This window comes from Paraburkholderia sediminicola (genome assembly GCF_046026855.1).
GTDB lineage: Bacteria > Pseudomonadota > Gammaproteobacteria > Burkholderiales > Burkholderiaceae > Paraburkholderia > Paraburkholderia sediminicola_A.
On sequence record NZ_JAQQET010000022.1, the window covers coordinates 26,591 to 46,579 of the forward strand.

General features: G+C 58.5%; 13 protein-coding genes, 1 tRNA gene and 2 pseudogenes. 2 read left to right on the top strand and 14 right to left on the bottom strand.

The annotated features are described in order from the left end of the window. Window positions 1-72 precede the first annotated feature (72 nt). Window positions 73-555, bottom strand: a pseudogene (locus tag PQR40_RS23495) (IS3 family transposase); the annotation flags it as partial. A gap of 27 nt (window positions 556-582) precedes the next feature. Between PQR40_RS23495 and PQR40_RS23500 the strand changes: the two are divergent. After that, window positions 583-1,053, top strand: a complete 471-nt coding sequence (locus PQR40_RS23500; protein WP_408230918.1) for a phospholipase domain-containing protein — start codon at window positions 583-585, stop codon at window positions 1,051-1,053. Between the two features lie 406 nt (window positions 1,054-1,459). Here PQR40_RS23500 and PQR40_RS23505 read toward each other — a convergent pair whose 3' ends face one another. The 11 genes and pseudogenes from PQR40_RS23505 to PQR40_RS23555 all read right to left on the bottom strand — a co-directional run bounded on the left by PQR40_RS23505 (window position 1,460) and on the right by PQR40_RS23555 (window position 15,751). Continuing rightward, window positions 1,460-2,557, bottom strand: coding sequence for a porin (locus PQR40_RS23505; protein WP_408339972.1), 1,098 nt, complete (start codon window positions 2,555-2,557; stop codon window positions 1,460-1,462). Window positions 2,558-2,976: 419 nt separating this feature from the next. Beyond that, a complete protein-coding gene (locus PQR40_RS23510) occupies window positions 2,977-4,584 on the bottom strand; it encodes a carboxylesterase/lipase family protein (RefSeq protein WP_408339953.1) in 1,608 nt (535 codons plus the stop codon). A gap of 328 nt (window positions 4,585-4,912) precedes the next feature. Further along, on the bottom strand, window positions 4,913-5,899 hold the full coding sequence (locus PQR40_RS23515) for a hypothetical protein (RefSeq protein ID WP_408230924.1): 987 nt from the start codon (window positions 5,897-5,899) through the stop codon (window positions 4,913-4,915). A gap of 499 nt (window positions 5,900-6,398) precedes the next feature. Then, window positions 6,399-7,325, bottom strand: coding sequence for an NACHT domain-containing protein (locus PQR40_RS23520; RefSeq protein WP_408392033.1), 927 nt, complete (start codon window positions 7,323-7,325; stop codon window positions 6,399-6,401). 388 nt (window positions 7,326-7,713) lie between these two features. Continuing rightward, on the bottom strand, window positions 7,714-8,412 hold the full coding sequence (locus PQR40_RS23525; RefSeq protein WP_408230930.1) for an ImmA/IrrE family metallo-endopeptidase: 699 nt from the start codon (window positions 8,410-8,412) through the stop codon (window positions 7,714-7,716). A 458-nt stretch (window positions 8,413-8,870) separates the two neighbouring features. After that, window positions 8,871-8,958 (bottom strand) — tRNA-Ile (locus PQR40_RS23530). Between the two features lie 153 nt (window positions 8,959-9,111). After that, complete coding sequence (gene rpoD / locus PQR40_RS23535) at window positions 9,112-11,502, bottom strand: RNA polymerase sigma factor RpoD (RefSeq protein WP_408230933.1); 2,391 nt, start codon at window positions 11,500-11,502, stop codon at window positions 9,112-9,114. Window positions 11,503-11,595: 93 nt separating this feature from the next. Beyond that, on the bottom strand, window positions 11,596-13,464 hold the full coding sequence (gene dnaG / locus PQR40_RS23540; RefSeq protein ID WP_408230936.1) for a DNA primase: 1,869 nt from the start codon (window positions 13,462-13,464) through the stop codon (window positions 11,596-11,598). A gap of 78 nt (window positions 13,465-13,542) precedes the next feature. Continuing rightward, window positions 13,543-13,989 (bottom strand): GatB/YqeY domain-containing protein, encoded by a 447-nt coding sequence (locus tag PQR40_RS23545; protein WP_408230939.1) that lies wholly within the window; start codon window positions 13,987-13,989, stop codon window positions 13,543-13,545. Between the two features lie 249 nt (window positions 13,990-14,238). Next, window positions 14,239-14,419: pseudogene (gene rpsU, locus PQR40_RS23550) on the bottom strand (30S ribosomal protein S21). Between the two features lie 114 nt (window positions 14,420-14,533). Continuing rightward, window positions 14,534-15,751, bottom strand: coding sequence for a BaiN/RdsA family NAD(P)/FAD-dependent oxidoreductase (locus PQR40_RS23555; RefSeq protein ID WP_408392029.1), 1,218 nt, complete (start codon window positions 15,749-15,751; stop codon window positions 14,534-14,536). Between the two features lie 122 nt (window positions 15,752-15,873). Between PQR40_RS23555 and tsaD the strand changes: the two genes are divergently transcribed. After that, the gene (gene tsaD / locus PQR40_RS23560) at window positions 15,874-16,902 is read left to right on the top strand and encodes a tRNA (adenosine(37)-N6)-threonylcarbamoyltransferase complex transferase subunit TsaD (protein ID WP_408230945.1); all 1,029 of its coding nucleotides are present in this window, start codon (window positions 15,874-15,876) and stop codon (window positions 16,900-16,902) included. A gap of 74 nt (window positions 16,903-16,976) precedes the next feature. Here the strand turns inward: tsaD and folE2 are convergent, their stop codons facing one another. Both folE2 and dxs read right to left on the bottom strand, forming a co-directional pair. Further along, window positions 16,977-17,783, bottom strand: coding sequence for a GTP cyclohydrolase FolE2 (gene folE2 / locus PQR40_RS23565; protein ID WP_408230948.1), 807 nt, complete (start codon window positions 17,781-17,783; stop codon window positions 16,977-16,979). Window positions 17,784-18,075: 292 nt separating this feature from the next. After that, window positions 18,076-19,983: a 1-deoxy-D-xylulose-5-phosphate synthase gene (gene dxs, locus PQR40_RS23570; RefSeq protein ID WP_408230951.1), complete on the bottom strand. Its 1,908-nt coding sequence runs from the start codon at window positions 19,981-19,983 to the stop codon at window positions 18,076-18,078. Window positions 19,984-19,989 lie beyond the last annotated feature (6 nt).

Below are 19,989 nucleotides of genomic sequence, written 5' to 3' on the forward strand. Positions count from 1 at the left end.
TAGTGTTGAGGACTTGTCGCAACCTTGCCAGCTGATAGCCATGGCATGTGGACGCAATCAGAATTGTAGTGGTCAAGTTATTTCGGACAGGCTGATAGGTTCTTTCACTGTCGGTTTTGCCTCGTAGGCGGTGGGCGACAGATAGCCCAAAGTCGAATGCAAACGTACGGCGTTGTAGAAACCGACGATGTACTGGTTGATGTCGCGCCGTGCCTCATCATGGTTGGCGTACCGGCGCTGCCACACGCGCTCCATCTTCAGGTTCAGGAAGAACCGCTCCATCACCGAATTGTCCCAACAATTTCCCTTGCGGCTCATGCTGCAAACCACGTGATGATGCCGGAGCAAGGCCTGGTATTCATCGCTCGCATACTGGCTGCCCCGGTCCGAATACAGGACCAGTCCGGGCGCGGGCCGGCGCTGCTGTAGCGCCATGGCCAGTGCCGACATGACCAGTCCGGCCGGCATGGTGGGCGCCATCGACCAGCCGACCACCTTGCGTGAGTACAGGTCCAGTACGACCGCCAGATACAGCCAGCCCTGCGCCGTGCGGATACAGGACAAGCCGCTGCAGTATTTCAGGTGTATTCAGCGACGGCACCAACGTCGGTGAAGCAATATACCGTCGCGGCGAACACCATACTTTCCGACACATGGGCATGGCAAAAGAGCGCAACCGTGCCGCAAGCCTATGACCTGACCGTGCTGGGGCCTAACGGTTTTATTCGCCGCATGGCGTCAGCAGGTGCGGTTTCCGCCACGCAGGAAGTAACCGCCTGCTATGAAATCACGCAGGGGAACCTCTCCTTGAACTTGTCAAACGCGGGAAACGTATCTTCTACGTTCACTATTGCGGACAATCGCTACGGCATGTCGCCTCAAAACGTCACTGTTGCGGCAGGGCAAACGGTACAAACGATTTGGAATCTCGCTTCCAGCAAGCGCTGGTACGACATCAGCGTCACATCGGGCACGGACGCACACTTTCTGAGGCAGTTCGCTGGATACGTTGAGACAGGCGCGGCCGGAGTGACCGATCCGTCGATGGCTTAGATCCTTTGCGAGGACGGGGAAAGTCGTATTGGACTGCGGCCGCTCATCCGACGATTCATCGTTGCGTACCTCGCCCGACGGCATCAGAACGTGCGACAAGCGGTGATTGTCAAGCACAACTATCGCTTTCGATTTTAAGCTATCAGCCAGTTCAAGGGGAGGCCGGAATTCGCAGGTAGCTGATGTTAAGATATTGAAAATTCCCGGCCATCCCTCGGTTCTGTCGCTACCTGCGTCGTAGTCTTTGAAAGGGAGCGTGAACTGCTCGATTTCGTTCACACTCCTTATCGAAATACTCCAAGTTGCTTCTACCGGCGAACAAACGTATATCCCTAGCGCTGAGGTATGCGTACCCATGGCGCTCGCCTCGCGGCGGTCTGCTTTGCCGCCAACCGTTTTCGTCTAGCTAAAACCGTTGGCGCATACCCACGACAACACCTGTCTGGTCGTAGCCAGGTGCGACTGTCCCATAGCCTCCTACACCAAGCGCTGATTTGCCCTTATTACGCGCGAAGGCTGCCGTCGCATACAAGTCCGTTCGCTTCGACACAGTATAGTCAGCCGAGAAAACCGCGAGCCATGGATCAGCGCCACTTCCATGGATGTCTTGATAATAGCCAACCGCAGTTAAGGCTAGCCCGGCGTTTACTCTGTACTGTGCGCCGCCCCAATATAGGTTAGCGGCGCTCGACCCGGGAGCCCCAGAGGCAACGATGGCATTCGTTGGCAGGAACCTATCAGAAACGCTTAGAAATCTGTATCCCGCGTATCCCTTGAAGTCCCCTACAGTAAATGTCGCACCGGTAGTTGCGCGACGCTCTTCCGCCGTGTTCGTCGCGACGGTATTACTGTTACGTTGCTCGTAAGACACGCTGATGGCAAACGGTCCAGTCGAGTAATTCAGAGCGCCACTCCAAAAACGACCGGTAAGCTCAGCGCCCGGCGTCTCGGCTCCGTACCCAGCGTCGTATCTCGTGCTGTACATTGCCGCAGCCTTGATCGGTCCGAAGCTGCCGACATACTTCGCCGAACTGTCAACGCGCCCAGCTGTTGCGTAGTCGAAAGACAACAACGAGTAGCGCGATGCAACAGCCATCGGGTCAAAAGCGACAGCCTGCTCGTAAAGTAAGGAGTCTTGGCGGCCAAAGGTTAATTGGTTGCCTTTTCCGGTAATCCCCACGATGGCTTGCCGTCCCCATAAACGCGACGTTACCGAACCGTTCGATCCGAGTCCTTTTGTTGACTGACTCGACGTACCGTCATTCGGATTAAAACCCGCCTCAAGCCTGAAAATGGTGGCGAATCCTCCACCAAGGTCCTCTACTCCTTTCAAGCCGAACCGAGATCCAGATAGATTTCCTGACGCCTCGCGAGTCAACGCTCCGCCACTCGGTGTGTTGTTGATATGTTCAATTCCGACGTCGACGATACCGTATAAGGTCACACTGCTTTGAGCCTCAGCCTCGCTCGACATGCTTACAATCGCCATGGCGGTGACAACCATTAGGGTTACTAAGTACCGTTTACGGCTACATGTTCTATCAATATTAGTGTTCATACTCGTCTCCTGATTATTGTTTTCTGGACAAGGGGACCTTGACCTACTTATTACCGTGCTGCGGATAAAGCATGCGCCGAATGCACGGCAATCCGGGTCCTTTACTGGACTGATTGTCGTGGTGAAGATTGTTAGCGATTACGCAGAAAACGTAAGGAACAGAAGCGGATCGAAACCCGCACGCAGTATTTAAGGCGCGCACGTCCGCTCCTTTAACGTCCGATTCTAGGTTCCTTCCGAACCCCTAAAAAGGCGTGCACTTTTGCGATCACCGGAACGTGTCCGAGTCGGGTTATTTGATCCTGGAACACATAGACGATCGCATGCGCGCGTGCGACACGATGTCGCGTAACTCGCAGCTACCCTTAGTAAGCAGTTTGATGTGAGAGAATCTTTTCGATCGTGGCGACGTCGGGGCACGCCGCCACGCGGCCAGGTACATCGAATACGAAGCACATCTTGGCTTTGGAATATTTTGGCCAGCTTACGCTTTGGTTCGTATCTGGATGTCCAGTTTTAGCGAATGACACCCAAGATGACTGAATCTCTTCGGATAACGCGCGATCGCCCAGATCCGATGGTTGTATCTTACCTTTGTGCGGTGTGTTTAACGTACCGAAAACGTATTGCAATTCGTCGCCGTGTACCGGAAGAGTGTTCGATTCATTTCGGCGCCTTGCGAAGGAATACCGATATGTTGCGGGCTGAACTTTGGAAGATAGGGCAGCGAGGCGCTCCGCCGGCAAGTTGAACTCCATGTCCGTCCAAAGTTTCTCATGCGCTGCATGGAAATCTTCCGTTTGATAAACCGTGGCAAGTTGAGGTGCGAGTGCCCCGAAGTTCTTCGCTAAAGTTTGGTTGAAAGTTTCTTGATCTTCCCGGTCGGACCGCCGCACAAACGCGCCACCTTCGTTCGCATTCGTTCCTAGGATCATTGGTACGGCGCGATAGGCGCCAGTCTTGAAGCTTTCGATTTGATCCCGGGGAATAGCCCAGCGATCGACAACAGGCTTACCCCATGATGGCTCAAGTAACCCGCCCTCCGACGCTTTCATAGCACTCGAAAGGGCCAACAATTCGTCTGTCGACTTCGCACGCAGTGTATTGAGCGAACCAAGACTGTCGCCCTTCTGCTCCGCATCATGTAGATCCGGGACATGGCGAAGCCCCGCTCCACTTTGCAAGATAACTTGCTCAAAAAGCCCATTCGCCAAAGGCGACGTCATGAGAAGAGACACTGACCTGCTGCCTGCCGACTGACCCATCAGCGTAACCCTCGAGGGATCGCCACCAAAAGCGCGAATATTCTTTTTCACCCACGTCAATGCTGCTATCTGATCAAGCAGACCGTAGTTCCCGGATACATGACGTGGAGACTCCTTGCTCAGTCCTGAATGCGCAAGGAATCCAAAAATGCCGAGCCGGTAGTTGAAATTGACGACAAGTACGTCTCGTCGAGCGAGTGAAGTCCCGTCATACATCGGGATGGCACCGGACCCGTATTCAAATCCACCACCATGAATAAAAACAATCACCGGTAGCGGTTTCCGTGCAGCTTTGGGCGTCCAAATATTCAGGTAGAGACAATCCTCACTGCTACCCTTGCCTAGGCTTTCCGGATAGGGACTATTTTGGGCACAATCTGGCCCGAAAGACGACGCGTCAATTTGATCCCGATCGGCGGTAAAGGCGGCGGGAGGCTTCCAGCGCAGATCTCCGACCGGTGGTGCAGCATAAGGAATACCCTTGAACGATACAACTGTCCCGTCATCTACACCGGATACAAGGGTCTTGCCTAATATCACCTTTGTCGGGGATACAGCCGAGGCTGACGCAGCAAAGGATGGCACGGTGTAAAGGGACATTGATAGGCTAGTGAGCGCCGCCGCTCCAATGACACGCCAGTTCTTGGAAAGAATTCCGATGCCATCACTGCAGTTGAACCCCAGTGCTGGGTGAAATTTTAATTTCATATTGTCTCCATTTTTTTGTTTATCGTTGAGACTCAACCGTAAGCGAAGACGAGCGTTTCTGGGTTGGAATATTTTCAAGCATCGTTTCCGCCAGAGAAAGGGTAAGCCTGGCGACCCTCTCGGTCACTCGCGCGCTCGCCTACACGTTGATCAAGCGAAGCTGGAGGCGCCCCTGAACGCCGTGGCGAGGTTCGTCACGTGGCACGACGACGCCATCGAGACCAAGTTCTATCCACGAGGCTGAGGAGCATTGCTCCCCGATGGTAACCCCCGCCGCCGTGGAGCTTGCTGCCTGCCCAACCACGTCAGGCTATCATCACACGATTCATCAAAATGCGACGCAATCGGTCCGCTGTTTCTTTGTCGAACTGCTCTTCGATTCCGCGCCATTCTGGCTCATTGCACGCCAAAGATTCCAAGCTGTATGCCAGCTGCGTTCAGAAGAGAAAGCGCTTTCCGGGCGTTGGGAAACCTCGCGCCAGAATAAGATCCAACTTACACGGGCTTTGGCAGCTCGGCGCTCGCGTTGCGTTTTTTGCTCGGCCGCCTTCTTCTCCAATCGCTCAAGCTCTTTGTTCCGCTTTGGCGGTTTCATGCATTCATCAATTACGGCGAGAAGTTCCGGTTGACCCGTAACGCGCGTCTTCAGTTCCAAAGCATGCTCTTGCCACTGCTCTGGCTGCGGGCAAAGGCGCAGCGCTGCCTGCAGGAGTACGGCCCTGTCAGCCTTCGGACGAGCTGTGTCACAGAGAGCTTCCTTAATCCATGGCAAATCTCGAACGACATTCAGCTCGATGGGGCTGTCATGAAATATGACTTCTACGAGGCGTTCCCGTGCATCAGTGATAGCGTGAAGGGATTGAATCAAAGCGTCCGTCGTCCAGAACAGGTTAGCATTGTCTTCAGCATCAAGAAGAGTTAGCCGCTTTCGAAGCGCCTTGTGTGCGTCGTCATTACCGTGTTCTCGATGGTGAAGTCGAAGAGCAAGAACGCTCGCACGAAGCCACTCCTCTTTACTGCTCATTGCAAGCCCGCGCACGCAAACTGCGGCGAGAGTGCCACTAAGATGCTGGCGATTGCTAACGATGTGCGGCCATTCCTTGCTCCATCTGAGCCCATCATAAACAAGTCTCACTAGCCCGTCGCGGAGCGACTCAAGTTTTGATGGATCCGCATTTGCATCACAAACGGATGCGTGAGCAATGTCGGCGCATTCGCCCATCCGCCCCGTTTCGATCAGAGAGAGTAGCGTGCATCGAACATCGGGATTTTCGACCCCTTTATCCCAGAGCTGGCTAACTTCACGCGCAAGCATCCGGTGATGCGAAGCGATATCTGGATATGGGGGACCTTCAGCCCGCGCCACCCGCCCTTGCCGTAGCATTCAACATATGCTCGAAGTGCTTGATTTCGCTGCGTAGGGGTCAGCGATTCAGGATCGCCTTCATTGAGAAGAACAGCAGGTTCGTTGTCTCGCAACATCTCGAATATTGCGTTGTCCGTTATCGCTAGCTAGCCGGCCACGGGCCGTTTCGAGGGGCGGACAATTAGCTTGCCTTTAGTCTCGGCAAAAAGCAGCCGCTGCATCGCCCGAAATGGCATGCCTCGTTCGCGTAGAGCGCGAAGGCGTTGCGCTGCAAGGTAATCAGCTACGGACCGGTGATGAAAACGCACACGTCCATAAGAGGCAAAACCGAACAAGGGCCTTTCAAGCAAGGCTTTTCGCTCATTAGGCTTCCAATCAGAGAGGATGATTGCTGGCTCAAGCGCGGCGTCACTATGGATCGCGTCAGCCGCCGCACTGTGCCGGATAGTTAGACGGCGCGTGCGAGCATCGCCAGTGCGAGCCGGCTGGCGCCCTCAAGCGCCCTATCCACGGAAAGCTCGGCAGCCTCCGACCTATCGTCCCGAGGCTGCAACTTGATGCGCACATTGGCTGCTACTTGGTCGTGATGAGTCCGGATGCGCTTATGCTCTCGCCAGTCTGCGCATAGCTCGATCAAATCCTGGGGCCGTCGTGCGAACTCCTGTGCGTTCCTCCTCTGCAAGTCATTTAACAACGCCGCGGGGCTCTCGACACCTTGGCCGCGGGCAAAGTCAACGATTTGCGCATCCGATAGTGGCATCAGCGCGACCGTGCGCCAATCAGCGACCTCCTCGTCTCTGTTGCTATTCTGTTGTTTCTTTTCAGTCCGCATCGCGATCTTCGCGAACGCTTCTTCATTCGACTCCGTCGATGACACTGGAGGAACGGGCAGCAAACCGCGAACAAGCTCTTCATCGAATGCTATCGGCCGCGTTGTGATGACGATTCGGGCTCGGCCCAGTTGGCTACCAATGCCTTTCTTGAAACGCTTCAACGCGCGCTCGAACGATCCCAAACTTAATTGCAGTTCGTCAATCGAGTCCAGAAAAAAGGTCGCTACGTCGGATTGGGATGAAAGCCAAGCGTCAAGGCGAGCTTCCTCCTCGTCATCCAGAAGACTCCGCAACTCTCCCGTCGCAAGGCCAGCAAGCTCGACGAAAAAAGCCGGCTCGCCCGCGTCCGATAACAGACGAGCTTGACTACGACACTCAAAGGTCTTGCCGGCACCTGCCTCGGAGATGATCAGAACGCGCCGTGAGCGCAGGAGATCGTTCCAGGTGGCTCCCCGTGACCAGCCCAGACTAACCAAGAACGACTGCTGGTCTGCCTCGCTTAGTCTGCCTTCCGGGATGCTTTGGAAAATTCGTTCGATCATATTCCGGTTAGTTGGTCGTTCTATGAAGTCCCCTCTTGTGCCTCCATCCCTGGAAGCTCCCCGCGGCGGGTTTAGCCCGCGCAAATTTGCGTGAAAGTGTACTCCCATCGCCTAGTGTATCTAGCGGCTCAGCATGCCCGGTCAACGAAGCGCCGCTCCATTGAACACTTGTGTTCTCAGAACAGCGCTGCCGCACCTTGAGAATTCATCGTTTGCAAATTGATATTCCGCGCGAAGGCCGGACGCTTCGTGACCCGCTCTAGGCCGACAGCTACGCATCCCGTAGTGGCGGAGTTCGCCGCTAGGCAAACGCGTGCGGGGGCGCTGCTACGAGGCAAATCGAATGACGCCTCGCGGCTGTCCGCATGGACCTCAGCGGAATAGTTGACTAGTAGGTCACCAACTCCAGTTCCTTCAAGCGGATTCCCATGGCTGTCGGTGATAGGCCGAAAAAATGAGCGAGGGATTCGAAACGCCGACCGTTGAAGGCTGTCGCGCGAGCAACAGCGATAGGAAACGCAAGTGATCCTTGCTTCGACGCCATCAGGTCTGGGACTCCCCCATAACCGGCGACGTGAAAGGCAGTGTCCTCGTTGAGCACGAGCGGAATATTCGCGAAGCGCTCCCGAAAGTAGTAATTCACCGTTGGCGCCGGTGCCAACCACACGGCTGCAAAATAGTCGGCTTCTTCCTCAATCAGATCACGCGGCCCCATATTCTCCCCGGTCACCGGCCGATCGCGGTGGCGCCTCATCTCCGGCCGGGACTCGTGCAGCACGAGATGACCAAGTTCGTGCGCAGCGGTGAAGCGCTGGGTTTCGAATTTCAGCTCACTCGAAACCATTACAATCCCCTGCTCGGTGTCGATCATTCCTGCAGTCTGAAACTGGCGGCCGGCATGGGCGCCCGGCATGGATTCGCGAACCTCGTATGAGTACCCGTACTTCTCGATTGCGACATCGGGGGAGAACAATTGGGGATACGGCGGAAGCCCGCAACGATACCGAAGCTTGGCACCCTGGATAATCTCATGGTGCATGCCACGGACAATCTTCTCGATCTCAGCACGCCTATTTGCAGCAATCATGGGGCCCCCGCAACGGGAGTTGTTATGCCTCAGAAGATAACATCTAATCTACATTTAGTGTCACAAGTTAATTAAAGCACCATATGTAGTACATAATTGGGACTCGAACCCTAATAATAGAGATTCTCCAGCCGGCCCCTTGTTTTGTCAGCCGGGCTGAGATTCGAAGGGAGGGTATGTGTTACTTCTTGGCTAGTACCGGCGACACGAAGTGGAGTCGACTTGATGAGGAAGGGTCATACCAGAAAAATGCGGGCCGAAATGCAAAAACCGCGCTCACATGAGCGCGGTCTTAACATTCAAAGGGTCGCCGGGTCGGCGTTGGTGGTTGTACTGCGTCCTACCACTAGTCGCCGATAAAGCAAAACATGGCCGATCGTTCAATAAAGCATAACGTGTCCAAATGGCCACTTTATGCTTAACGGCACACGAAAACTCGGAACCCTTTTTCGCAACTATGGTGGGCCGGGTCGGAGTCGAACCGACGGTGTCCTTTCGGAGGCGGATTATGAGTCCGCTGCCTGCAACCAGCACGGCGTCCGGCCCAAGAAAAAGACCCGGTCATGAAGGCCGGGCCAATTCGTTGATTGGCCGACATACTACACGAAAAAGGGGCCTTCGCAACCGCCACGCCCAAGCGAAACAACCGGGAGGCTCCCTCAAACCGCTACATCATTTCCCACGAACCGCCAGCTTCGGTCAATTCCCTTCGAGGAACGACTTCAGCTTGTCGGAACGACTCGGATGACGCAGCTTGCGCAGCGCCTTCGCCTCGATCTGACGGATCCGTTCTCGCGTCACGTCGAACTGCTTACCGACTTCTTCGAGCGTGTGATCGGTGCTCATCTCGATACCGAAACGCATGCGCAGCACCTTCGCTTCGCGCGGCGTCAACGAGTCGAGCACGTCCTTCACGACATCGCGCATGCTGGCGTGCAAGGCGGCGTCGGCCGGCGCAACCGTATTGGTATCTTCGATGAAGTCGCCCAGATGCGAATCGTCGTCGTCACCGATCGGCGTTTCCATCGAGATCGGCTCCTTCGCGATCTTCATGATCTTGCGGATCTTGTCTTCCGGCATTTCCATCTTCTCGGCCAGCGTTGCCGGATCCGGCTCGAGACCGGTTTCCTGCAAGATCTGACGCGAGATGCGGTTCATCTTGTTGATCGTCTCGATCATGTGAACCGGAATCCGGATCGTACGCGCCTGGTCGGCAATCGAACGCGTGATGGCCTGACGAATCCACCACGTTGCATACGTGGAAAACTTGTAGCCACGACGATATTCGAACTTGTCCACCGCCTTCATCAGGCCGATGTTGCCTTCCTGAATCAGGTCGAGGAACTGCAGACCACGGTTCGTGTACTTCTTCGCAATCGAGATCACGAGGCGCAAGTTCGCCTCGGTCATTTCGCGCTTTGCCTGACGCGCCTTCAGTTCGCCGGCCGCCATCTGACGGTTGGTTTCCTTCAGGTCCTTCAGCGGCAGCACAACGCGCGCCTGCAAATCGAGCAGGCGCTGCTGCTGTTCCTGAATGGCCGGAATATTACGCGTGAGGATTGCGCTATACCCATGACCTTCGGCGACGATCTTGTCGGCCCACTCCAGATCCGTTTCGCTGCCCGGGAAACGCGCGATGAATTCCGCACGCGGCATGCCGCACTTGTCGACCACCGTATGCAGGATCTGACGCTCGACCTGACGCACTTCGTCCACCTGCGCACGCAACGTGTCGCACAGACGCTCGACGGTCCGCGCGGTAAAGCGGATCGTCATCAGTTCGTTCTGGATCGTTTCCTGCGCCTTCAGATACGACTTGGACTTGTAGCCTTCCTTCTCGAACGCGCGACGCATCTTGTCGAACCATTCGCTGATCATGGCGAACTTCTCGAGGGACGCACGCTTGAGCGCTTCCATCTGCGCTGCGTTGGCCGTGGCTTGCGCCGTGCCGTCGTCTTCTTCCTCGTCTTCCGTGTCCTCTTCCTCGGCTTCCTCGTCTTCGCTCTCGATCGCTTCCGCTTCCTGCGCGGAGAAGCCGTCCGCATCTTCCGCGTTGGCGTCGATCAGGCCGTCGACCAGTTCGTCGATACGGATTTCCTCGTTCGCGACGCGCTCGGCCATTGCCAGAATGTCGGCGATCGTGGTCGGGCACGCCGAGATGGCCATCACCATGTGCTTGAGGCCGTCTTCGATCCGCTTTGCGATTTCGATTTCGCCTTCGCGCGTGAGCAGCTCGACCGTACCCATTTCACGCATGTACATGCGGACGGGGTCGGTGGTGCGGCCGAATTCGGAGTCGACGGTAGAGAGCGCGACTTCCGCTTCCTCTTCTACTTCGTCGTCTGACGAAGCGGCGGGTGCATTGTCGTTCAACAGCAGCGTTTCAGCATCCGGCGCCTGCTCGTACACCGCCACGCCCATGTCATTGAACGTGCTGATGATGCCTTCGATCGCCTCGGTCTCGGTGAAGTTGTCCGGGAGGTGGTCGTTGATTTCCGCGTACGTGAGGAAGCCGCGCTCCTTGCCGAGCTTGATCAGCGCGCGCAGTTTGGCGCGGCGCTCTTCGAGTTCCTCGACGGTGCCCGGCTGCGATGACGCGAACGCGTCTTTCAGCAGCGCTTTTTCCTTTGCACGACGATCGCGAGCCTTGACCTTTTCCACCTTGCCGGGAACGGCCGCAGGGGTTTCTTCGCTTTGGGTTGCGTCGTCATCGACGGGTGTTTCGTTCAGCTTTTTCGTCATGGAGTTCGTCGTACCGGCTGTAGTCTCGACTCGCGGCTGTTGGACAACAGCCGGTTGAACCGTGGATACTGGAGTCTCGCGCTCTACCGCATCGTCCTGCGCGGCAGGCGCTTCCCTTGCGCTTCTGACACCCGACCGTTTTGTGGCCGGTGGTGGTACAGCTTTCGCCGCCCTGACCAGCTCCGCTCGCGCAGCGGAAGTGGTCGAGGATTTCTTCCCGGCAGCAGGTGCGACGCTTGCGGCAGACGTTTTTCTGGGGGAGGAAGCTAACTTGGCCTCGGTGACCTTTCTGGTCGGCTCGTTCGAACCTGTGCCTGTTGCTTTTTTTCCGCCTGGTGTCTTTGCCATCGCAATCGCCTTTTCGCCTTTGCTAGGAAAACCATTGAAAAAACAAACCGCTGGAAACCTTTAATTATAGCACTCAGGTTTCTGCCATCCTGCTTACAGCCCGAGCTGGCGCTTCATCTCAGCCCGCTTCTGATTCAGGCCCGTCAGCTCCGCAAACTCCTCCGGCGTGTGCCGGGATTGCCGCGAAAGCTGCTCGAGACGATCGCAGTAAGCGTCGTATCGCATCTTCAGAATCGCCGCTTGCAGTTCCTCTCCGACGATCCGTTCCTGCTCGCGCCGCTCCTCGATGACGGTCGCATCCTCCGGATCCTTCAGCAGCAAATCCCGGACGTTTTCATCATAGTCTAGAATTTTGCGAAAGATTTCCTCGAAAGTTGGGGCATTTGCGCCGTTTCGCAATAGGTCGGACAGCAACTGAAACTCCGCCGAATCGCCCAGCGCGCGCGCATGTGTCGTCACTTCCTCGAACAGTTCGCCGTGCCGCGTGACGCTCAGAAGCGCCTGTTCGGCTTCCTCGTCGAGCACCGCCACCGTCCGCGGATACATCACCAGATTGCGCAGCGTTTTTTCTTCGATCCCGGTCACACTGCGCCGGTCTTTCCGGGCCGGTGCCGAACGGGTGGCTGCGGCAATCCGGGCGTCGACTTCGCATAACGCGGCCACTTCGTCGAACGGCACATCGAGCCGATCGGCAAACATATGCATGATCTGCGCGCGCAGCGCATTGGCCGGCAATTGCTGCAGCAGGGGTTTCGCGTCGAACAGCGCGCGGGCCCGGCCTTCCGGCTGATCCAGCTCCTTGCCGGCCAACACCTCGTTCAACATGAACTGCGACAGCGGCATGGCGCGCTCGACCTGTTCGGCGAACGCCTCGGTGCCGAATTCGCGCACGTAGCTGTCCGGATCGTGCTCGGACGGCAAAAACAGGAACCGGATGGTCCGGTTGTCCGCCGCGTGCGGCAGGCAGGCATCCAGCGCACGGCGCGCAGCGCGGCGCCCAGCGGAATCGCCGTCGAAACTGAAGATGACCGTATCGGTCTGACGCATCAGTTTCTGCACATGAATCGGCGTGCAAGCCGTGCCGAGCGTGGCCACTGCGTTCTGGAACCCCAATTGGGCCAGCGCAACCACGTCCATGTAGCCTTCGACCACCAGCACGTAATGCTGTTCGCGAATCGCCAGACGTGCCTCGAACAGCCCGTACAGCTCGCTGCCTTTGTTAAATAGAGGCGTTTCCGGCGAATTCAAATATTTCGGCTCACCGCCGTCCAGCACACGGCCACCGAAGCCGATCACCTGCCCTTTCACATTGCGGATCGGGAACATGATCCGCTCGCGAAAGCGGTCGTATCGGCGGTTCTGACCTTGCGCATCCGACTTTTCGCTGACGATCACAAGACCTGATTCGACCAACGCGTCATCCCGATAGTTGGGGAATGCGGGCTCGAGGTTCTGCCAACCGTCCGGTGCATAGCCAAGGCCGAAGCGGGCGGCGATCTCACCGGTCAGGCCACGTTTCTTCAGATACTGGATCGCGACCGGCGCGCCGCGCAGCTGTTTTCGGTAAAAATCGCAAGCGGTCTGCATGACATCGGATAGCGCCGTGGTGACGGCCTTGGACGCGGCCGGCGAATACCCGCCGGAACCACCGCCGCCATATCCCGGCGAAGGCTCGTTCGGCACGGTCAAACCGACCGATTGCGCGAGTTCGTTGACCGCCTCTGGAAACGTGGAGCCGACGTGCTCCATCAGGAATCCGATAGCCGTACCATGCGCGCCACAGCCGAAGCAGTGATAGAACTGCTTAGTCGGACTAACCGTAAACGAAGGGCTTTTCTCGTTGTGAAACGGGCACAGCCCCATGAAGTTCGCGCCGCCCTTTTTCAACTGCACATACCGGCCGACCACGTCGACGATATCGACGCGGTTGAGCAGGTCCTGCAGGAATGACGGTGGAATCACAGTGAATGACGCTACCTAAAAAGCTCAAGGCTGCGCGCGCCGTCGAACAACGGCGCGCGCAGACCGGAAATACGGAAATTACTTCGCGAGCGCGGCTTTGACTTGCGCCGAGACAGCGGTCATGTCGGCGCGGCCGGCCAGTTTCGGCTTGAGCACGCCCATCACCTTGCCCATGTCCTGCGGGCCGGCAGCCCCAGTTTGCGCAACCGCGGCCTGAACTTCGGCAACGATCTCCGCCTCGGACATCTGCGCCGGCATATAGGCGGACAGGATAGCCAGTTCGGCCTTTTCCTTGTCGGCTAGATCCGTGCGGCCAGCGGCTTCGAACTGGCTGATCGAGTCTTTGCGCTGCTTGATCATCTTGTCGATGACGACGGTGATCGCCGTGTCGTCAAGGGTGATGCGTTCGTCGACTTCGCGTTGCTTGACCGCGGCGAGCAGCAAGCGGATCGTGCCGAGACGCTCGGTCTCACGCGCCCGCATGGCAGCTTTCATATCGTCGTTGATCTGGTCCTTGAGACTCATCACTCACCTGAACGTGTTGAAGATTTAAAAACCGGCCGGCTAACCGCACCAATACGCTGCATCAATGCGCCGAATCCAACACAAACGCCCACTTGGGACTGCTTCCTCAAGCGGGTTGGCGCAATGTGCGTAGTGGATGCGACCCTGCCGGCTGGCCCGAAGGGCCGTATTTTCCGTGACGGCACCTGCTGTGCCCTCACCGGTTGGATGTCGCCGCTCCGTTCGACGGGAACCGCGGCAACGCCAGAATCAGTAGAACTTCTTTGGCAGCATCTGGCTACGCAGACGCTTGAAATGACGCTTAACCGCAGCCGCCTTCTTGCGCTTGCGCTCAGCCGTAGGCTTTTCGTAAAACCTTTCCGTAAAACTCACGGGCGCGCAGTTCCGTCGGCAACCCGTTTTTCTCCATCGTGCGCCTGAAGCAGCGCATGGCAACTTCAGACGGCTCGTTGTTTTTTTACGAGAATGGCCGTCATTTTTCAATAACGGAACTCTGTAAAGGTTCAGGAGTATAGCAGAGCTTTCTCACAAAGCTAATGCGCCGTCAAGCCCCTAGAACGTACTCCGCGGCCGCCTGGCCGGCCGCCACGCCGGAGGCCCACGCCCATTGGAAATTGTAGCCGCCGAGCCAGCCAGTCACGTCGACCGCTTCGCCGATGAAGTACAAACCCGGCGTGCGGGCGCTCATCATCGTCGCCGACGACAGGTCGCGTGTGTCGATACCGCCGCGTGTGACTTCGGCCTTGCGATAGCCTTCGGTGCCGTTCGGGGTGAGCGTCCAGCGCGACAAGGCTTCGCCGACGCGGCGCAGCGTCTTGTCCGGCAGATCGGCCACTCGGGCTTCAGCAGGAATCTGGTGGGTTTCCAGCCAGACGTGGGCAAGCCGTTGTGGCACCCATTCCGAGAGCAGATTGGCGATCTGGCGCTTTGTGCCGGTTTTGGCTTCCAGCAAGGCGGTCGTGGCGTCCTGCCCGGGCAGCAGATTGACGTGAATCGGCTCGCCAGGTTGCCAGTAGCTTGAAATCTGCAGAACGCCCGGGCCCGACAGGCCGCGGTGCGTGAGCAGCAGGTCTTCGTTGAACTCGGCGCCGGTCTTTTTGTTGCCGGTCGCCAGTTGCACCTCGAGCGACACGCCGGAGAGCGCCGAGAACGGCTCCCAGTCGGCCGGGGCGAAAGTCAGCGGAACCAGTGCGGGACGGGTCTCGATGAGCTTGTGGCCGAATTGCTTGGCGAGGCGGTAGGCGAAATCGGTGGCGCCGATCTTGGGGATCGACAGGCCGCCGGTCGCCACCACGAGCGCGCGGGCCGTGATCGGGCCCGAGTGGGTGTCCAGTGTGAACCGTCCTTCGGCATCGTTGCGAACCTGCTCGACCGCGAGCGGCGTGCGCCACGCAATCCGGCCCGTATCGCATTCGTTCTTCAGCACATTGATGACCGCGTCGCTCGACTGATCGCAGAACAACTGCCCCTTGTGCTTCTCGTGCCACGTCACGTGATGGCGCTTGAGCAACGCCATGAAGTCACGCGGCGTATAGCGCGCGAGCGCCGAGCGGCAAAAGTGGGGGTTGGCCGACAGATAATTGGCCGGCCCAGCGTATAGATTCGTGAAGTTGCACCGGCCGCCGCCGGAAATGCGGATTTTCTCCGCGAGACGCTGCGAGTGATCGATCAGCACCACCCGGCGGCCGGTTTGCCCGGCCACGGCCGCGCACATCATGCCGGCCGCGCCCGCGCCGATCACTGCGATATCGAAGGATTCCATGGGGGCGCATTGTACCTGCGCGCCTGCGGCCCCTTGCCCGCGCTGCTATACTTTCAGGCTTGCCTTTTCACTTTTGGGTGCCGGAGTGGCTTCACTCGCGCACCCGTTCGAACCTACCCATCATGCTCGTTCTCGGCATCGAAAGCTCCTGCGACGAAACCGGTCTCGCGCTCTACGACACAGAGCGCGGCCTGCTCGCGCACGCGCTGCATTCGCAAATTGCGATGCATCGGGAGTACGGCGGCGTGGTACCGGAGTTGGCGTCGCGCGACCATATTCGGCGCGCGCTGCCGCTGCTCGAAGAAGTGATGGAGCGCGCCGGCACGGTGCGCAGCGACATCGACGCGATCGCCTATACGCAGGGCCCGGGCCTTGCGGGCGCGCTGCTGGTCGGCGCGAGCGTCGCCAATTCGCTGGCCATGGCGTGGGACAAGCCGACCATCGGCATCCACCATCTCGAAGGGCACTTGCTATCGCCGCTGCTGGTGGACGAGCCGCCACCGTTTCCGTTCGTCGCGCTACTGGTGTCAGGCGGCCATACGCAGTTGATGCGCGTGACGGACGTGGGCGTCTACGAGACTCTGGGCGAAACGCTGGACGACGCCGCTGGCGAAGCCTTCGACAAAACCGCCAAGCTGCTGGGCCTCGGTTATCCGGGCGGTCCGGAAGTGTCGCGAATGGCTGAATTCGGCACGCCCGGCGCAGTGGTCCTGCCGCGCCCCATGTTGCATTCCGGCGACCTTGATTTCAGCTTCAGCGGGCTTAAGACCGCTGTCCTCACGCACGCCAAGAAGCTCGGCGGCGCGAATATCTGCGAGCAGGCGAAAGCCGATCTGGCGCGCGGTTTCGTCGACGCTGCCGTAGACGTGCTCACGGCAAAATCGCTGGCTGCGCTCAAACGCACGAAACTGAATCGACTGGTGGTGGCAGGCGGTGTGGGCGCGAACCGGCAACTGCGCGAGGCGCTTTCCACCGCAGCGAAGAAACGCAATTTCTTCGTGCACTACCCGGACTTGTCACTGTGTACGGATAACGGCGCGATGATTGCCTTGGCCGGCGCATTGCGATTGCAACGTTGGCCCGATCAATCCGGCAAAGACTATGCGTTCACGGTGAAACCGCGCTGGGACCTGACTTCACTCGCTCGCTGAATTTCAGCGAGGTGACGATGTAAAAAAGCCGCTCGGAAGAGCGGCTTTTTTATTCAGGCAAGGAAATGCGCGAATCACGCCGTCCGCTTATCGCGCTCGATCACGGCATACGCGCTGTGATTGTGAATCGATTCGAAATTCTCAGCTTCGAGCACATAAGCGACGATACGCTCGTCCGCGTTCAGACGCTGTGCGACATCGCGCACCAGGTCTTCGACGAACTTCGGATTCTCGTAGGCACGTTCGGTGACGAACTTTTCGTCCGGGCGCTTGAGCAAACCCCACAGTTCGCACGACGCTTCTTCTTCAGCGATACGCACCAACTCTTCCACCGCCACATCGCCCGCCAGTTCGGCGTTGATCGTGACGTGCGAGCGCTGATTGTGCGCGCCGTACTGTGAAATCTTCTTCGAACAGGGGCACAGGCTCGTGACCGGCACCAGCACCTTAAGGAACAGACGCGTCGCGCCATTGCGGGTCTCGCCCGTCAACGTCACTTCGTAGTCGAGCAAACTTTGCACACCCGACACCGGCGCGGTCTTGTTCACGAAGTACGGGAACGACACTTCGATGCGACCCGCCTCGGCCTCGAGCTTTTCAAGCATCGCGGCAAGCATGGTGCGGAACGTGGCAGCCTCGAGCGGCGCCTTGTTCTCTTCAAGCAGCGCGACAAAGCGCGACATGTGCGTGCCCTTCTGATCGGCGGGCAGATGCACGTCGAGATTCCACGTGCCGACCGTCGGTTGCACTTCGCCGCCTTGCGTGCGCACCGTCAACGGATGACGCACTGCCTTGACGCCGACTCGTTGAATCGGAATCTGACGCGTATCGGGCGTGCTCTGCACATCGGGCATCACAAAGGCGGGGTTCATCTGGTTCATATTCTTGTCCTTTCAAGAAAGCGCCGGGCCGCTCCAGGTTTTCCGCTCCGCAGGAAGTCCCCGCCCCGAAGGAAGCCCCCTTGAGGGATTGGGGGACTGCCCCCTCAGGGAATATCGCGAAGCGAAAGGTTTGGGGGTTCTCAGCGGCCGAGCGGATCAGGGCGCACAACAGCAAACGCCGGCCCTTGCCGGCGTTGGATGATGGACCCGAAGGTTCATCGATTCAAGCTGGAGATAGCTATGGCTGCCATAGCCGCCACATGGCGTACGGCAGGGCGGCTCAGCGACACAACTAGGCGACGCGCTTCACCGAGGTTTGACCGGCAACCGCGCCGCTGGAAAGAAAGCGTTCGCGAATCGACTTGGCAATGCCCGTAGCGTCCAGACCGCACGCGGCGAGCAGCTTGGCCGGATCCCCATGATCAATGAAGCGATCCGGGAGGCCCAATTGTAGTACGGGCCGCATAACCCCACTCTCAAGCAGGGCTTCGACGCAAGCCGAACCAGCACCGCCCATCACGCAGCCTTCTTCGACCGTGACGATGGCGTCGTGCGTTTCGGCCAGCTGGCGGACCAGCTCAGCGTCCAGCGGCTTCACGAAGCGCATGTTCGCCACCGTGGCGTCCAGTTGCTCAGCAGCTGCCAGCGACGGTGCGACCATCGTACCGAAGGCCAGAATCGCAATCCGCTTGCCGGCCGGTTGCGACGTTTCGCGACGGACCTCGCCCTTGCCGAGCGGCAGCGCCGTCATTTGCTTGACGGTTGCCACGCCCGTGCCGGCGCCGCGCGGATAGCGCACCGCCGTCGGGTTCGGCTGCTGCAATGCGGTGTACAGCATCTGACGGCATTCGTTTTCGTCCGATGCAGCCATCACCGTCATGTTCGGGATACAGCGCAGGAACGCCAGATCGTAAGCACCCGCGTGCGTTGCGCCGTCCGCACCGACCAGACCCGCGCGGTCGATGGCGAACACCACCGGCAGGTTTTGCAGCGCGACGTCGTGAATCAACTGGTCATAAGCACGTTGCAGGAAGGTCGAGTAGATCGCGACCACCGGCTTCATGCCGTCCGCAGCCAGACCGCCTGCGAACGTCACCGCGTGCTGCTCGGCGATACCGACGTCGAAGTAGCGATCCGGGAAACGCTTCTCGAACTCGACCATGCCCGAACCTTCACGCATGGCCGGCGTGATACCGATCACGCGCGCGTCCAGCTCGGCCGCGTCGCACAGCCATTCGCCGAACACCTGCGTATAGGTTTTCTTCGACGGCGTGGTGGCGGGCTTGATGCCCTCAGCCGGATTGAACTTGCCCGGGCCGTGGTACAGCACTGGATCGGCTTCAGCCAGCTTGTAGCCTTGGCCCTTCTTCGTGACGACGTGCAGGAATTGCGGACCGCGCAGTTCCTTGATGTTCTGCAACGTCGGGATCAGCGAGTCGAGGTCGTGACCGTCGATCGGGCCGATGTAGTTAAAGCCGAACTCTTCGAACAGCGTAGCCGGCACGATCATGCCCTTCGCGTGCTCTTCGAGCTTGCGAGCCAGATCGAGCATAGGCGGCGCGACGCGCAGCACACGTTCGACGCCCGCACGCGCGGCAGCGTAGAAACGGCCCGACATCAGGCGCGCCAGATGGCGATTCAGCGCGCCGACCGGCGGCGAAATCGACATGTCGTTGTCGTTGAGGATGACCAGCAGCGGCACGTCGTCTTCGACGCCTGCGTTATTCATCGCCTCGAAAGCCATGCCGGCCGTCATCGCACCGTCGCCGATCACGGCAATTCCCGTGCGGTTCTCGCCCTTCAGCTTGCTGGCGACTGCCATGCCGAGCGCGGCCGAGATCGAGGTGCTGGAGTGCGCAGTGCCGAAGGTGTCGTATTCCGATTCGTCGCGCTTCGGAAAGCCGGAGATGCCGCCCAGTTGACGCAGCGTGTGCATCTTGTCGCGGCGGCCCGTCAGGATCTTGTGCGGGTAGGTTTGATGGCCGACGTCCCACACGATCCGGTCACGTGGCGTGTCGAACACATAGTGCAGAGCAATGGTCAACTCGACCGTGCCGAGATTGGACGAAAGATGGCCGCCCGTCTGCGATACGCTGTCGAGCACGAAGGCACGCAACTCGTCTGCAAGCGGTTGCAATTGGCGGCGATCGAGGCGGCGCAGGGCCGCCGGGTCGTCGATGGTTTTCAGCAAGTCGTACATCGTCGT

Coding starts and splice junctions, on each gene's coding strand:
- dxs (WP_408230951.1), bottom strand. CDS start 19,983: ATGTACGACTTGCTGAAAACCATCGACGACCCGGCGGCCCTGCGCCGC.
- PQR40_RS23510 (WP_408339953.1), bottom strand. CDS start 4,584: ATGAAATTAAAATTTCACCCAGCACTGGGGTTCAACTGCAGTGATGGC.
- PQR40_RS23515 (WP_408230924.1), bottom strand. CDS start 5,899: ATGCTTGCGCGTGAAGTTAGCCAGCTCTGGGATAAAGGGGTCGAAAAT.
- rpoD (WP_408230933.1), bottom strand. CDS start 11,502: ATGGCAAAGACACCAGGCGGAAAAAAAGCAACAGGCACAGGTTCGAAC.
- PQR40_RS23505 (WP_408339972.1), bottom strand. CDS start 2,557: ATGGTTGTCACCGCCATGGCGATTGTAAGCATGTCGAGCGAGGCTGAG.
- PQR40_RS23525 (WP_408230930.1), bottom strand. CDS start 8,412: ATGATTGCTGCAAATAGGCGTGCTGAGATCGAGAAGATTGTCCGTGGC.
- tsaD (WP_408230945.1), top strand. CDS start 15,874: ATGCTCGTTCTCGGCATCGAAAGCTCCTGCGACGAAACCGGTCTCGCG.
- PQR40_RS23555 (WP_408392029.1), bottom strand. CDS start 15,751: ATGGAATCCTTCGATATCGCAGTGATCGGCGCGGGCGCGGCCGGCATG.
- folE2 (WP_408230948.1), bottom strand. CDS start 17,783: ATGAACCAGATGAACCCCGCCTTTGTGATGCCCGATGTGCAGAGCACG.
- PQR40_RS23520 (WP_408392033.1), bottom strand. CDS start 7,325: ATGATCGAACGAATTTTCCAAAGCATCCCGGAAGGCAGACTAAGCGAG.
- PQR40_RS23545 (WP_408230939.1), bottom strand. CDS start 13,989: ATGAGTCTCAAGGACCAGATCAACGACGATATGAAAGCTGCCATGCGG.